10 protein-coding genes are annotated in these 15,373 nt (G+C 39.0%); 8 read left to right on the top strand and 2 right to left on the bottom strand.

The window, feature by feature from the left end:
* Positions 1 to 3 precede the first annotated feature (3 nt).
* Entirely contained in the window at positions 4 to 3,966 is a 3,963-nt protein-coding gene (otsB, locus tag H0U71_00050) for a trehalose-phosphatase (protein ID MBA2653443.1), read from the top strand.
* A gap of 60 nt (positions 3,967 to 4,026) precedes the next feature.
* On the opposite strand, the gene H0U71_00045 is transcribed toward otsB, so the two are convergent.
* A complete protein-coding gene (locus tag H0U71_00045; GenBank protein MBA2653442.1) occupies positions 4,027 to 5,097 on the bottom strand; it encodes a glycosyltransferase family 4 protein in 1,071 nt (356 codons plus the stop codon).
* A gap of 117 nt (positions 5,098 to 5,214) precedes the next feature.
* Between H0U71_00045 and ligD the strand changes: the two genes are divergently transcribed.
* Positions 5,215 to 7,782: a DNA ligase D gene (gene ligD / locus H0U71_00040; protein MBA2653441.1), complete on the top strand. Its 2,568-nt coding sequence runs from the start codon at positions 5,215 to 5,217 to the stop codon at positions 7,780 to 7,782.
* Between the two features lie 113 nt (positions 7,783 to 7,895).
* Positions 7,896 to 9,014, top strand: coding sequence for a hypothetical protein (locus H0U71_00035; protein ID MBA2653440.1), 1,119 nt, complete (start codon positions 7,896 to 7,898; stop codon positions 9,012 to 9,014).
* Between the two features lie 80 nt (positions 9,015 to 9,094).
* Here the strand turns inward: H0U71_00035 and H0U71_00030 are convergent, their stop codons facing one another.
* On the bottom strand, positions 9,095 to 9,469 hold the full coding sequence (locus H0U71_00030) for a GtrA family protein (protein MBA2653439.1): 375 nt from the start codon (positions 9,467 to 9,469) through the stop codon (positions 9,095 to 9,097).
* 441 nt (positions 9,470 to 9,910) lie between these two features.
* Here H0U71_00030 and rffA point away from each other — a divergent pair, with 441 nt between their 5' ends.
* Genes rffA through H0U71_00005 form a run of 5 tightly spaced genes read left to right on the top strand, consistent with a single transcriptional unit; the run spans position 9,911 to position 15,167 of the window.
* Positions 9,911 to 11,053, top strand: coding sequence for a dTDP-4-amino-4,6-dideoxygalactose transaminase (rffA, locus tag H0U71_00025; GenBank protein MBA2653438.1), 1,143 nt, complete (start codon positions 9,911 to 9,913; stop codon positions 11,051 to 11,053).
* On the top strand, positions 11,050 to 11,988 hold the full coding sequence (locus H0U71_00020) for a glycosyltransferase family 2 protein (GenBank protein MBA2653437.1): 939 nt from the start codon (positions 11,050 to 11,052) through the stop codon (positions 11,986 to 11,988). Before rffA ends, H0U71_00020 begins: the two co-directional genes overlap by 4 nt.
* Before the next feature lie 4 nt (positions 11,989 to 11,992).
* Positions 11,993 to 12,649 (top strand): GNAT family N-acetyltransferase, encoded by a 657-nt coding sequence (locus tag H0U71_00015; GenBank protein MBA2653436.1) that lies wholly within the window; start codon positions 11,993 to 11,995, stop codon positions 12,647 to 12,649.
* Positions 12,650 to 12,651: 2 nt separating this feature from the next.
* On the top strand, positions 12,652 to 13,410 hold the full coding sequence (locus H0U71_00010; protein ID MBA2653435.1) for a class I SAM-dependent methyltransferase: 759 nt from the start codon (positions 12,652 to 12,654) through the stop codon (positions 13,408 to 13,410).
* Positions 13,411 to 13,424: 14 nt separating this feature from the next.
* Entirely contained in the window at positions 13,425 to 15,167 is a 1,743-nt protein-coding gene (locus tag H0U71_00005) for a hypothetical protein (GenBank protein ID MBA2653434.1), read from the top strand.
* Positions 15,168 to 15,373: the final 206 nt, after the last annotated feature.

Genomic DNA, 15,373 nt, shown 5'->3' with positions numbered 1-15,373 from the left:
AAAATGGAATTGATGAGTGCGATCTTTGACATGGATGGTGTAATTACCGACACTGCCCAAGTCCATTTTAAGGCTTGGAAAAAAATATTTGATCACTATCTTGAAGACAATGCGAAACAAAGAAATATCTCTTTTGAGCCATTTACCATCGATGATTATATTCGTTATGTGGATGGTTTGAGTCGCATAGATGGCATCAAATATTTTTTGCAATCAAGAAAGCTGATTGAATCCGCTGACACCCTAAACCCGAGTGAAGAGCAGTTAATCGAAAAAATTGCTGAGGTCAAAAATCAATTTTTTTTACAATTAATTGAGAAAGAAGGCGTCAGTGTGTTTAAAAGCACTATTGATCTGGTCAAAGAGTTACGCAAAAATAATATTAAAACGGCCGTCATTTCTTCTAGCAAAAATTGTCGCGATATTCTCACTCAAGCAGATGTTATTCATCTCTTTGATGCTGTTGTAGATGGTAAGGCATTACAGCTTTGCAACTTAAAAGGTAAGCCTGACCCCGCTATTTTTCTGGAAGCTGCAAAAAGAATTGAAGCGACGCCGTCAAAAACAGTGGTCATAGAAGATGCGCTGTCCGGCATTATAGCGGGTAAGGCAGGCAAGTTTGGTTTAGTTATTGGTATTGATCGACAAAAGAAATGGGCTGCTCAATTTGAGCAGCAGGGAGCAGATATCGTAGTTAATGACTTGTCTGAACTGCCTCTCTCCCGTATTAGAGAACGCTTCATAAAATATCCACCCTTAGCGAGCGATAATTATGCAGCAATAGAAAAAAAGTTAGAAGGTAAGAGAATTATTTTATTCTGTGACTATGATGGTACGTTAACCCCGATTGTTAAACGACCAGAACTTGCCAAGCTTTCTAATGATATAAAGGATATTTTCTTAAAATTACAAAACTATTTTCCCATTGCAATCATCAGCGGTCGAGAACTTTCAGATCTGGAAACCATGGTCGGACTCAATGGATTATATTACGCCGGAAATCACGGCCTCGAAATCATTGGCCCTTCTCATTTTGCAACTAAATTTGAAAGAGGCTTAGAGTTTTCTGACGCCGTGCAAGCCGCGTACTTAGACCTTGTCCGAGATTTAGCTACATTTGACAATGTACTTATTGAAAATAAAAAACTTTCTTTATCGGTGCATTATCGCCTTGTTGATGAAAAATATGTACCTGAAATCGAACAGATTGTAGATGACGTGTTAAAACGTCAGCCTACGCTTATCAAACATTATGGCAAAAAAGTATTCGAGCTTCGGCCTAATCTTAATTGGAATAAAGGCAAGGCACTCAAGTGGATAATGGAGCAACTTGATTATAAGGGCAAAGATGTCCTGCCTATTTATCTTGGGGACGATGTCACCGACGAAGATGTTTTTTATACCATCAAAAAAATAGGCATTGGAATATTAATCTCTGATGAAGTAAAAAAGACGCATGCGCATTACCGATTACATAATCCGCGTGACGTTTATCATTTTTTTAACACTATTTTTGCTAACTTACTTGATACTAACCTCTCTTCAGAGCACACGTGGAATTTAACTTATAACGACTACGAACCTGAACGTGAAACTTTACGCGAAGCACTTTGCACCTTAGGCAATGGTTATTTTGCAACCCGTGGGGCGAGTGAAGAATCTCAAGCGGATGATATTCATTATCCCGGCACTTATTTTGCAGGCTGTTACAACCGAGTCAAAAGTATTATCGGGGGTAAGGATATCTATAACGAGGATTTGGTAAATATGCCGAATTGGCTACCACTCACTTTTAAAATAGAAGAAGGTCCCTGGTTTTCTTTTGCTGATTTCAAAGTGTTAAGTTATTACCAAAACCTTAATTTAAAACAGGGTGTGTTAACACGTAAATTAAAAGTTGAAGATAACGAGGGACGGATTACCCATCTCGAATATACTCGATTTGTGAGCATGGCGAATTCGCATCTTGCTTGTCAGAAATTTCACCTCAAAGCTGAAAATTGGGCAGGTCGCGTTACTTTAAAATCGGGACTGGATGGAAGCATCAAAAACAGTGGGGTAGCGCGTTATCGTGATTTAAATCAAGATCATCTTAAGACATTAAAAGTAAAGGGTTATAAGAATGGTAAAATTAGTTTGCTAGTGCGCACACATCAATCCCACATTGAGGTTGCATATACGGCGCATCACCGATTCTATAAGGACAATCTTTTACAGGATTTACCTGATTTTATTGAGACAAATTCTGCCACAGTTTATTGCTATTTTACGACTTTTATTAATCCACAAGAATCCTTGGTGCTTGAAAAATTTGTGACCGTGGCTACTAATAAAGATGCGGCAAGTAGCGACTCATTGACAGATACCAAAAATATGATGCGTCTCATCAAGAAAGAAAAATTTGAGTCATTATTGAAGGCACATCAGCTGGCATGGAATACTTTATGGCGTCGCTGTGAATTTAAAATTGTCTCCGAAGGTGACGATCAATTAATTCTGCATCTACATATATTTCATTTGCTACAAACCGTGTCAAAAAATTCTGTTGATTTAGACATTGGTGTGCCGGCACGTGGGCTGCACGGTGAATCGTATCGCGGGCATATATTTTGGGATGAGCTTTTTATTATGCCATTTTATACTTTTTACTTTCCGGAGATGGCGCGTTCTTTACTCTTATATCGCTACCGTCGCTTAAATATGGCTAGATTACTCGCGCGTAATTCTGGTTATAAAGGTGCAATGTATCCTTGGCAAAGCGCGAGCAATGGGGATGAAGTGACTCAGCCTATTCATTTGAATCCTCGCTCTAATGAATGGTTGCCGGATTATAGTCATTATCAAAGACATGTTAATGCAGCGATCGTTTATAACATCTGGCGCTATTATTTAGTGACCAATGATAAGAATTTTTTGGCGGACTATGGCGCCGAAATGATACTTGAGATTGCACGTTTTTGGTCAAGTATTGCGACATATAACGAAATCGAAGCGCGATATGAAATTAAGAATATCGTGGGCCCGGATGAATATCATGAAAAATATCCACAAAGTGATTATCATGGTGTTAACAATAATGCTTATACCAATATTATGGCGGTCTGGTCTGTTGAGCGTGCCTTAGAAATTTTAACTTTGCTGAGTCCCTCGAGATCAAAAGAACTCCAAGAGTTATTACATATTGATAATATTGAATTGGCACGCTGGAATGAAATCACTACAAAAATGAAAGTTCCTTTTCATGATGATGTCATTATTAGCCAATTTGAAGGATATGAAATCCTCCCCGAATTTGAGTGGGAATATTACAAAGAAAAATACGGTAATATTGAACGGTTAGATCGGATTTTGAAAGCAGAAAACGATTCACCCGATAACTATAAAGTATCAAAGCAAGCCGATGTGTTGATGTTATTTTATTTATTTACGAGTGAAGAGCTGGCCACAATTTTTGCCAAACTTGGCTATTCATTCAACGATGAAATATTAATTAAAAATATTTTTTATTACCTTGAACGAACCTCGCATGGATCAACCTTGAGTAAGGTAGTGCTGGCTTCTTTGGCTAAATATATAGAGCAAGATATAGCGCTCAAATTTTATCAAGATGTTCTCAATAGCGATATAATGGATACGCAAGGGGGCACTACTCCCGAAGGCATCCATCTCGGGGCAATGGCCTCTTGCCTTAATATTGCGCTTATGTGTTTTGCGGGTATGGAAATCAAAAACAATACTTTAAGTTTCACTCCGCAATTACCGATGCGCGTCCAAAGTTTACAATTTAATCTGCAATATCATCAACAATGGCTCAAAGTTTTGGTTGAAAAAGGAGGGATAAAAATTGAATTGGATCCTGAAAGTAAAAACCCCTTACCGGTATTAATTAATGAGGCTCTACAGGTTATTAAACCTTCTCTACTTTCAGAAGTAGATGAAAGCCTTACGGAAGGGGAGAGGTTATGACAATCCTATTGAATTTCCTCCTTCCGCGTAAACATCACTAAGACTAATTAGTGATATAAACTAAGCCGCTGAAGGTCGCACAATATAGGGCTTTTTACCTTCACGTAAATGGATCAGGTCTTTATATAAATTTACGTATTTTGCCGCCATAATTTGATACGAGAAATTCTCTTTAGCAAAATTTCGAATATAGTTTCTATCTAATGTTTCAACTTGATTTACGGCTGCAGTTAAATCATCGAGAGAGTTGCGTAAGAAGCCAGTTTTACCCTCTTCTATAATCTCTGGTAATGAACCGCAGGGTCTGCCTACCACGGGGGTGCCACAGGCGTATGACTCGATCACCACTAGACCAAAGGGCTCTGGCCAATCTATAGGGGTTAGTAATGCTAATGCATTTGATAAAAAATCCGATTTTTCTGCTTCGGTAATTTCGCCAATAAATTCAATAAGTTTACCATCAATGTGGTGCTTAATTTTGCTTTCGAAAAATTCTTTATCGTGGGGGCCAATCTTGGCAGCAATTTTTAACGGTATGCCTGTTCTTTTTGCGATTTCAATCGCGACATGCGTGCCTTTGTCTTCGCAGATTCGGCCTAAAAAAGCTAAATATTTGCCTTTTTTGAAACGGGGCTTAAACATCTCTACATCTAAACCATGATAAACATTCGCAAGCCAATTACAAAAAGAAAGAGGTTTGCGTTGTGCGTAGGAGATGCTCGCAAGTGGCAGATGTTTATAATGTTTGTATAACAATTGCAGATCAGGATAATCCAATCGACCATGAAGTGTCGTTAACCAGGGGCAGGGACTACTATCAATATGAGGGTAAGAATAAAAATCAATATGATTATGCACGACATCAAACTCTGCGACTTGTTCCATTACTTTCGCAAGCTGTAAAGTAATATACGGTAGGTCTTGTTCTATAGGGGGATTAGCGAGACGCAAAGCTTGAGGTACAACAGGCACTAAGGTAGCTTTAGTTGTTGAATCATTACTTGCAAACAGGACAACTTCATGCCCTAGTTCTGACAATCCTTTGCAAAGATTATCCACTACTCTCTCAGTACCTCCATATAATTTTGGAGGGCAACTTTCATAGAGAGGTGAAAGCATACCAATTTTCATATTGTAACTCCCTTAACAAAATAAATTAAAGTATAGACAGTTTTAATTTTTTTTTGCCACACTGGTAATTTACAAAGATAGGCTATACTTCATTCGTACGTCAAAAAGGATGTTACTTTGAGTTTAGAAGAGTACCACCACAAAAGGGACTTTGGCAAAACGAAAGAACCCTATGGAAAAAAGGATTTTACCAAGGGTTCTAAACTTTTATACGTCATCCAAAAACATGCAGCATCCCATCTCCATTATGACTTTCGATTAGAATTAGACGGAGTTCTTAAAAGCTGGGCCGTTCCCAAGGGACCGAGTTTAGATCCAAAAGTTAAACATCTCGCCGTGCATGTAGAAGATCATCCTATGAAGTACGCGAATTTCGAAGGCATCATTCCCAAAGGTCAATATGGCGGCGGTACCGTAATGGTATGGGATAAAGGTATTTGGGAACCCTTGGATGATAATGTACGCAAAGCCTATCACAGTGGAAATATTACTTTTAATTTACATGGTAAGAAACTTCAGGGTCGTTGGAAATTAATTCGACTTAAAAATTCTCCTGAAGGGAAGAGACAGCAGTGGTTACTGTTTAAGATTAATGATGAATATAGCCGTGGTGAAGCTGAGTATGATATCAAAAAAAGTGCACCTAATAGTGCCGATACTGATCGTTCCATGAAACAGATTCAGCAAGATAAAGCGCGAATTTGGACAAGAAAAGGTGAGCAAAAAGCCCCCCAAGCAAAAATTAAAAAAACACGACTAGCTCTTCATTTATCAAAAATCAAAGGCGTTAAAAAGGGCAGCATGCCTTCAGAAATAATGCCTCAATTAGCCACCTTAGTAACTGATCCTCCTAAAGGAGAAAATTGGTTACATGAAATTAAGTGGGATGGGTATCGGCTAATAGCAAGAATAGAGGAGGGGAAAATTACGTTATTAACAAGGCGTAATAATGACTGGACTTATCAATTTCCTGCCTTAACTCAAGCCCTTAAGTCTCTTAAGTTTAAAGATATTCTATTGGATGGCGAAGTGATTGCTTTGGATAAAGAGAGCAAAACAAATTTTCAAATTCTACAAAATTCAATGGAGGATGCAAATGTTGATGCGGAGTTAATTTATTACGTTTTTGATGTCCTCTATTATGACGGATATAATTTAACAAATCTCCCCTTGGTAGAACGAAAAAATATTTTGCAAAAAATACTGCAAAGTAAGTCCGCTGTTAACGAAGTCAAATATAATGATCATATTATTGGGAATGGCGATGAAGTGTACTCCAATGCTTGCAAGTATAAATTAGAAGGAATTATTTCCAAGAAAATTGATAGCACTTATATTTTTAAGCGAACCCGAGAATGGCTAAAAATAAAATGTACGCACAGACAAGAATTTGTTATTGGCGGCTATACAGATCCGAAGTCTTCTAGACAATACTTTGGTGCTCTTTTGTTAGGCTATTATAATAAAGATAAAAAATTTATTTATTGTGGGCGAGTGGGCACCGGCTTTACTCAGCTGTCATTACAAGAAATCGCACACATTATAAAAAAGCATGAACAGAAAAAGAGCGCATTTGATTTCTTTCCGGAAAGGGTCACGCGAGACATTCATTGGGTCAAACCCAAGGTGGTTGCTGAAATCGAATTTTTGGAAATGACGAAGGAAGGTATTTTACGTCATCCTTCATTTAAAGGTTTAAGGGAAGATAAAAAACCACAAGAAGTTTCCTTAGAACAGCCCAAGGAGGTTGTCATAGTGGAAGATCCCCCTAAACTGACAAAAAAAACCCGTGCAAAAAAATCGGGAAGTAACATTGTTTTTACTAATTTAGATCGGGTGTTTTACCCTGAACTAAATCTAACCAAGCAAGATCTGTTGGAATATTATGAAGCTGCGGCAAAATGGATTATGCCTTATATCAAAAATAGACCGATTACCTTGGTGCGCTGTCCAACGGGTGATCATAAAAAATGTTTTTATCAAAAACATATGAATGAAACAGTCGCTGGCGCAATTAAAAGTATTCCTATACTAGAGCATGGAAAATTAGAGCCTTATATTTTTATTGATGATATCAATGGATTGATGGGGTTGGTGCAAATGGGCGTACTGGAAATTCACCCCTGGGGCAGTAACAATAAGAATGTTGAAAAACCGGATCAGATTATTTTCGATTTAGATCCTGGCCCGGATGTTAGCTGGAGCGAAGTGGTAGAGTGTGCTTTTTTAATTCGTAAAATCTTTGAGCAACTTAATCTAAAAAGTTTTGTAAAAACAACGGGCGGCAAGGGTTTGCATATTGTAATTCCCATTAAACCTAAATTAGAATGGGATGAAATTCGTGACTTTACCAAAAGAGTTGCGGACCTTGTGGTTGAAATAGATCCGTCCAAGTACATAGCGACCATGAGTAAGGCAAAACGCAAAGGCAAGATATTTATCGACTATCTACGCAATGCACGGGGAGCAACAGCCGTCGCGGCATATTCAACCCGCGCTCGTTCTAACGCTTCAATTTCTGTTCCAATCACCTGGAAAGAATTATCAAAGGGAATAAAACCCGATGAATTTAACCTTAAAAATATTAAGGCTAGATTAAAGAAGTTAAAAACTGACCCGTGGAAGGATTTCTTTGAGACGAAGCAATCCATTACTGCTAAAATTAAAAAATCGCTTGGCTTCTAAAATACATTAACTCAAAAATTTTCAAAGAATGGTTGGCGAATCATTACCCAGATCGCGCTGATCATGTCATGAGTCTCATTACTTACAATTAAAGTTTATAAGAAGGAATAATTATGAAGAAAATTTTAACTAAATCGATCTTCGCTGTTTTGATATTAGGGCCTTGTAGTGTCGCCTTTGGTGATGACTCTACGGCTGGCTTCCAATCGAGTGTCAGTGCTCCCGCTGCTACTGAAAATGTATCACCCTCTACTCAAAATGCAGACGCAGCGAGAGAGATGGCAGATAATCAAAAAAGAGCAGTAGAGGAAGCGCAAAAGAAAGCTGAAGAGGATGCTCAAAAGAAGGCAGATGAATTAACGAAGAAAAGAGCAGATGAATTAGCACAAAAAAAAGCGGAAGAAGCCCAAGCCCAAACTTCACCTGCTCCTACAATGAGAAGTAACTCACGTGTGCAGTATACGAGACCCTACACTCGGCAAACTGCTCCGGTAAGAACGGAAGCTAACGATGAGAATCGTGTTACGGTAACTCAACATACTTACAGAGAACGTCCTTCGGATAGAAATACTCAAAGCCGTAATGAGGAGTCACGTTCGCAAAATTCATTTTCTACCAATGTGCGCGATAGTCGCGACGGCAGCACAACCTCCGTTGTACATCCTACGCCCAGAGTGCAAGTAGAACAACGAAGGGGCTTTGTCTCTGATGTAACCTCAACGGTGAATGATGTTCGCAGTGGCAAGATAACAAGCGTAACTCATGATAGGGATACCGAGAGTCAATTTCGTCAACGCGAATTACGTGAACGCGAACTTCGTGCAAGAGACTGGCAGATTAAAGAGCGAGAAAATCGCTTAAAGGATAGAGATTATCGCATGTCACACAGAGAGCGCGCATTGAGTGATCGTGAATGGTATAACGGAAAACTGAAAGTACGTGAATGGGATGATATCTATGATCGTGACCAAGAGTTAAGCTATCTTATCTGGCGTGAACGTCAATTAAGTCGTTATTTTTGGAGCGAAAATAACCGTGTGTGCCGTTATGTAACCTATTATCAAACAGGTGTGCGAGTTAATCGTCGGGTGACTGTTTGTGAATGGCGTCGTGGTGAATACACTTGCTTCCATCCAAAACGCTACTTCATTTATCCTGTTACCAAGTTAGTTTGTTATGGTCGCAATGATAGACGTGCAGTTGGCGCTATTGTTCGTCCTTATCCCTATTAATATTTGTGGGCCGCACTCAGTGGCCCACTTTTCTTTCCCGCTACATAAATAATCTTTTTGCTATATATATCGTGTAAGTGCTACGGCTTTGTAGTTGCAAATTTAACTACGAAAAATGAAATAGGAACAACTATGCCCATCACGAATATGGGGGCCAGTGATTTATGAACATTGAAATGTTCGACCATAACATTTAATAGAGCGATGCTTACTAAATATTGCAACAGATAAATAATATAAAATTTCACTAAGCCTTTGAACGAAAGCTGGGTTTTAAACGTGATGGTACTGTTCGTAAAATAGGAAAGGGCTATTCCTAACAAATAAGTAATACTGTAAGCGACTTTATAGTTGAGAATATTTATCAATAATAAATATACTGTATACGTCGTAAGAGAATTTATGCCACTTAACATTAAAAAGATAAAGAATTCCGCCTTAACAAATTTTGTCAATGACAGATTCCGGACGCTTATTCGATTCATTATAGATTCGCCAAACATTTTCACCATTATCCCTAAAATTAGATTATTAAACCTATATGAATACGAACGATCCTAGCTAAACCCTAGCTGAACTAAGGATCGAGACTGTTAGCCCAAATATGTAATGACACGAATTGAACCACAGAAGAACCCAGAAGAGAATCTAAGGTCTTTGAATACTCCTTTTTGTTTTCTCGAAAAACCTGTGGAGTATATCGTTTTGTGTTTGTAACACCTAATTCCTGGGTCCCGCGATCAAGTCAGATCAAGTCGCGGGACGACGGCGGAGGACTGGAGGGGTAAAGAGATAAGCATTCGTTCATAAGGCGACGAAGATTCAAAAAATATTTTCACAAATAACGCAAGCTGGTAAGATACACCCTTGGAAAAAACTACTCACAGGTATCGTGCATGAGCAAAATTCCTTACAGTCTCTCATACTTTGGCGAAAAAGAAATAGCCGCGGTAAACGACCTATTGGCTAACCCATCTCACCTAACTAGCGAGACTTACACCAAGCTCTGTCGCGATTTTTTGAAAAATTATTACCAACGCGAAATGCTGGTGACACATTCTTGCACCGCCGCGTTAGAAATGAGTGCTCTATTACTCAACATTCAGCCCGGTGATGAAGTTATCTTACCCAGTTTTACCTTTGTCTCAACTGCAAATGCCTTTGCCCTTTTTGGAGCCCGGCTTGTTTTCGTTGATATACAGAAAGATACTTTGAATATGGATCCTCTTGCCTTAGAGGCTGCCATCACCCCTAAAACAAAGGCGATCGTGGTGATGCATTATGCCGCCGTAGCCTGCGATATGGCTGCCATCTGTGCAATTGCTGATGCGAAAGGTATTCCTATTGTCGAGGATGCTGCGCAATGTATAGGCGCTCAATTTAATGGCAAATATTTGGGGACTTTCGGAAAGCTCGGCACGTTAAGCTTTCATCACACTAAGAATATTACAGCGGGCCTAGGGGGCGCTTTAATTATCAATGATGAAGCATTGATAGATCGTGCCAAAGTGATCTGCCAAAAGGGCACTAATCGTGATGCCTTTATTGAGGGTCTTGTGGATAAATATACCTGGCAAGATTTAGGTTCTTCATACGTCATGAACGAATTTGGCGCGGCGGTGTTATTGGGACAATTAGAACGAATGGACGTGATTAATAAGAATCGACAAACTATCTGGCAACAATTTCATGAAGGGTTAGTAGATATAGAAAAATGGGGCTATTCACGACCCTCTGTGCCTAAAGGCTCACTCCACAACGCCCATATTTATTATTTGATAGCACCCACGGAACAAGAGGGGACGCAACTTCGGCAATTTTTGGCTAGTCAAGGCATTACCGCTCCTCATCATTATATTCCCTTACACTTATCTCCTGCAGGTAAAAAATTTGGTAAGCCTGTTGAATCTCTCCCAGTTTGTGAAAGTATTTATAAAAGAATTGTGCGCTTACCCCTGTGGGAGGGCTTTACAGGAATAGAGGCGGTAATTGGAGCCATTTATAAAGCCCAATCAACATCCGCGTCCTTAGTCGTATGAGCGGTTCAATGCTTTCCATTGTAGTGCCTATTTATAATTCAGAAAAATGTATCAATGTGCTCTACACGCGTATTTCTTTAGCCTTACAAAATTTTCCTCTCGATTATGAGCTGATCTTAGTCGACGATGGCAGCAAGGATGATTCCTGGTTGCTCATCTCAACGCTTGCTAAACAAGACAAGCGTGTTAAAGGGCTGCGATTTACGCGAAATTTCGGTCAACATTATGGCATCACAGCGGGGCTTGATTTTTGTCAGGGAGACTGGGTCGTGGTGATGGACTGTGATTTGCAAGATCCGCCCGAAACTATTCCTATCCTGTACGAAAAAGCAATAAATGCACAGCATGATATTGTATTTGTCAAAAGATTGAATGGTCCAGAGTCTCCGTTACATAAGCTACTTACCAGATCATTTTATAGAGTATTTCGTCTCTTATCTGGAATGGAGCATGAAGAGTACTCAGGGAATTTTTGTATTTTATCGAAGCCGGTTTTAGAAAACTATAAGACCATGCGAGAACAGGCGCGCTTTTTTAGCGGTTTGATCAATTGGACGGGGTTTTCCGTCGGCGCCATTGAAGCTAAGCGAGAAGATAGGCATGTGGGTAGAAGTACTTACACGTTTAGAAAACGTCTTAAATTAGCGACTGACGCCATTATCGCTTATTCGGACAAGCCCCTTAGAATATCGGTTAAAGTGGGATTTGGAATTTCAGCGCTTGCTTTGTTATATGGTATAACACTGTTGCTGAAATCTGTTATTTATCATACTCCCATTTCAAACTGGAGTAGCCTAATGGCGTCACTCTATTTTTTAAGTGGCATAATTATCGGTAACTTAGGCATCATTGGAATTTATTTAGGCAGAACCTTTGATGAGGTTAAACGCCGTCCTTTATATATAATTAAAGAGCGTACTTGCAATGCTTCCTGAGGGTTTGAAACAAACACCCTGGGATTACCCCTGTTTGGGCATGCCATCCTATGAAGTTAGCCAGTTTTCTAATGAAATATTTGATTTTATTAAGATTAACTCTGGCCATTTTACATTGAAAATTGACCCTCTTCTTCCTTCGAAACAGTTTATCGATGCGGGATTTTATTATTGCGATACGTTAGTTGAGCCCTTTTGCAGCGAAGAGCGCTTTATTGCTCACTATGATGAAAAAGTTGGCTTAATGGAGTTTACCGATACGCAGGAAGTCCAGGCGATGATAGCAAATGTTTTCGTCTATAGTCGTTTTTATCGTGATTTCAACATCGACAATTCCGTTGCGGACAAAAGGTATAGTCAATGGTTAACGCAGCTAGTACAATCGGGCAATGTTTTTAGGTTTACCTATGGAGGGGAGTCTGCAGGTTTTGTCGCCTATGTAAATAACAAACTTGTGCTACATGCTTTACAGAGCAATTACCGTGGTAAAGGTTTAGCCAAATTTTTTTGGACACAAATCTGTCAAAAACTATTTCTCACTGGCCACAAAGAAATCACAAGTTCAATTTCCATGGCAAACACCACCATTTTAAATCTCTACAGCTCATTAGGATTTAAATTTAGACATGCCCAGGATATTTATCATTTATTGAAAGACTAATTATGGAAACATTTACAGATTCTTACCCGACTGATGCCTTTGAAAAATTATTTGAAATAGAAAATAATCATTTTTGGTTTCAATCAAGAAATAAGCTAATTTGCGCTATGCTAAAGCGGTATTTTTCAGCTGCTAATAATTTCTTGGAAATTGGGTGTGGCACGGGTTGTGTATTGTCATTTCTTTCCAACCAATTTACCAATATTCACTTTACCGGTGGAGATTTGCATATTGAAGGATTAGATTTTGCCAGGCAACGTACGCAAGATGTTGAACTGGTGCAAATGGACGCACTGAAAATTGATTTTGAAAATAAATTCGATGTGGTGGGCGCCTTTGATATTTTAGAACACATAGAGCAGGACGAGCTAGTACTAACGCAAATTTACCAAGCGCTTAAGCCTAAGGGCGGCCTGATTCTTACGGTGCCGCAACATCCTTTTATGTGGAGTGGTAGCGATGATTACGCACATCACGTTCGTCGCTATACAGCAAAAGATTTAAAGCAAAAATTAACTGCGGCAGGATTTCAGATTACAAAAATGACTTCTTTTATGACACTACTTTTTCCAATCATGTATCTCTCTAGACTTCGCTATAAACTCAATCTTTCTAAAGGGAATGTGCCAGTAGAATTTGAGATTCCTAACCTGTTAAATACGGGTTTTAAATTCATCCAAAATGTTGAGAGAATACTGATTAGTTCCGGAATAAAATTTCCTTTTGGTGGCTCTATTTTAGCCGTAGCAACTAAGTCTTAAATTAGGGATCTTTCATGAAAAATATCAAATGGATTGAAAAATACGCGATTGTGCTAGTAAGTATGGTATGCATAGCCTCCTACTTAAGGCTCTATCTAGGAGTTGATGTCACTGATGAATCCTTTTATGCAGCTCTCCCTTATCGTTTTATTTTAGGTAGTAGACCTATTATTGATGAGTACTCTATTTGCCAATTTGCGGCTATCTTACTTTATCCATTTTACAAAATTTTTTTTTCCATCAATCATAGTACGGATGGCGTAATACTTTTTGCGCGACATCTGTATATGCTATTTAACCTGTTATTGGGGGGATTAACCTATGTCACTTTTAAAAATGAAGTAGGCAAAGGAGGAGCATTATTAATTGCCACCATTCCAATTCTTTACGTTCCCTTTAACATTCAAGGATTGTCTTATAACACCCTAGCCATCTTTTGTTTCACCACAGCTGCTCTATTAACTTTTTTATATTCCGAACAAAAAACAGCGCACAATAGTTATCTTAAAATGGGGGGCCTATTCTACGCACTTGCGGTTTTTTCATATCCACCCTTTGCGATTCCTGTTGCGGTTGCGATGGTGATGGCAGCTTTTGTTTTAGGATACAAACGAGTTTTTTCTAATTTTATTTTAGGCGCCTTACCCGTCATAATTATATTGTCCTTAATTGTGTTTAACTATCAAACTGAAGTCCTTAATATTTATTACAATTTAAAGGAAATAGGGTATGGAAACAAAAATACATCGCAATTACCTGCCTTATTTAAATCATGGTTAGGTAGTATTTATTATTGGGGGCTGTTTGTATTTTTGCTTTTAGGAATTCTGTTACAAACGATCAGATCTTTCTTTACCAAAAATTCCATGAATGAAAATGCGTCTCCTTGGAGCCGCTACATAGAAATGTGGTGTTACGGTAGTTTAGTTTTATTGCCGATCATGTTGCTGATAATATATCTGACTGAATATAGCCTGGGTGGCAATCTACAAGTTTGGCATCCATTATTTATTAACTTTAGCTTGTTAGCTCCAATCTATATGCGTTTTACAGATCACCCGCACTTCGCAAAGCGCTTGGTAATGATTATGTGGCTACCCTCTGTCATCGCTGGCAGCGTCACTGCTTTTGCCAGCAGTAATGGTTTCCTGAATGCAATGGTTGGATTATTACCAGCTTTTCTGGCTACGGTTATTTTAATCTATCTGACATTAATCAATTTGTTCAGCACTTTTAAATTTTTTAAAATAAAAAATGCAGTAGTAGGTTCCATGATCGCCCTCACTACGGTAACCGCAGTTTTGGGCACATTGATTTATTATAAATTTGCCTTTATTTACCGAGAAGCAAACTACTCACAAATGGATTCGCAAATTACCGAAGGCCCTTACAAATTTTTGTACACCACTTCAAAAAAGGCGATTGCGTTAAAAGCTTTGTCTAGCGACCTGCACGACATTATTGGCAAAAATCATCCCGCAAATATTGCTGTGTATCCTAGTAGCGCTGGATTTTATTTGTTAACTGCTCTTAAACCTATGACTAGCTCGTTATGGTTGACCCCGAATTCAAATAATCATCTTGCATTAGAATATTGGCGCCTCAATAGCAAGCCCGATCTTGTTGTCGTCGTGAATAATATGATTGTTTCTCCCCAGGACGCCTTGGTGGAATTTTTTAATTCTGCCGATTATACGAAATTTATTGATCGAGGTTTATATTCCATTTATTTGAAATCGTCAGTAGGTCGTCCGTAGCAATCGGTTCATACTAAGAAGTTATGCACTCGCCTTCGTGACATATACACCGCGTGGTCCCGATATACACTTCTACAGGGTCACGCGATTTTACTCCTATCTGGTCTCGCGACTTACTCCTATCTGGTCTCGCGACTTACTCCTACAGGGGTCCCGCGACACCCCCCCCCACGTCGTCCCGCGACTTGATCGCGGGATCCAGCCTC

The sequence above is a fragment of the Gammaproteobacteria bacterium genome, from assembly GCA_013697705.1.
In the GTDB taxonomy this organism is placed as follows: domain Bacteria; phylum Pseudomonadota; class Gammaproteobacteria; order UBA6002; family UBA6002; genus UBA6002.
The sequence above is the reverse complement of the archived record's forward strand: the minus strand, read 5'-3'. Positions and strand labels throughout refer to the sequence as shown.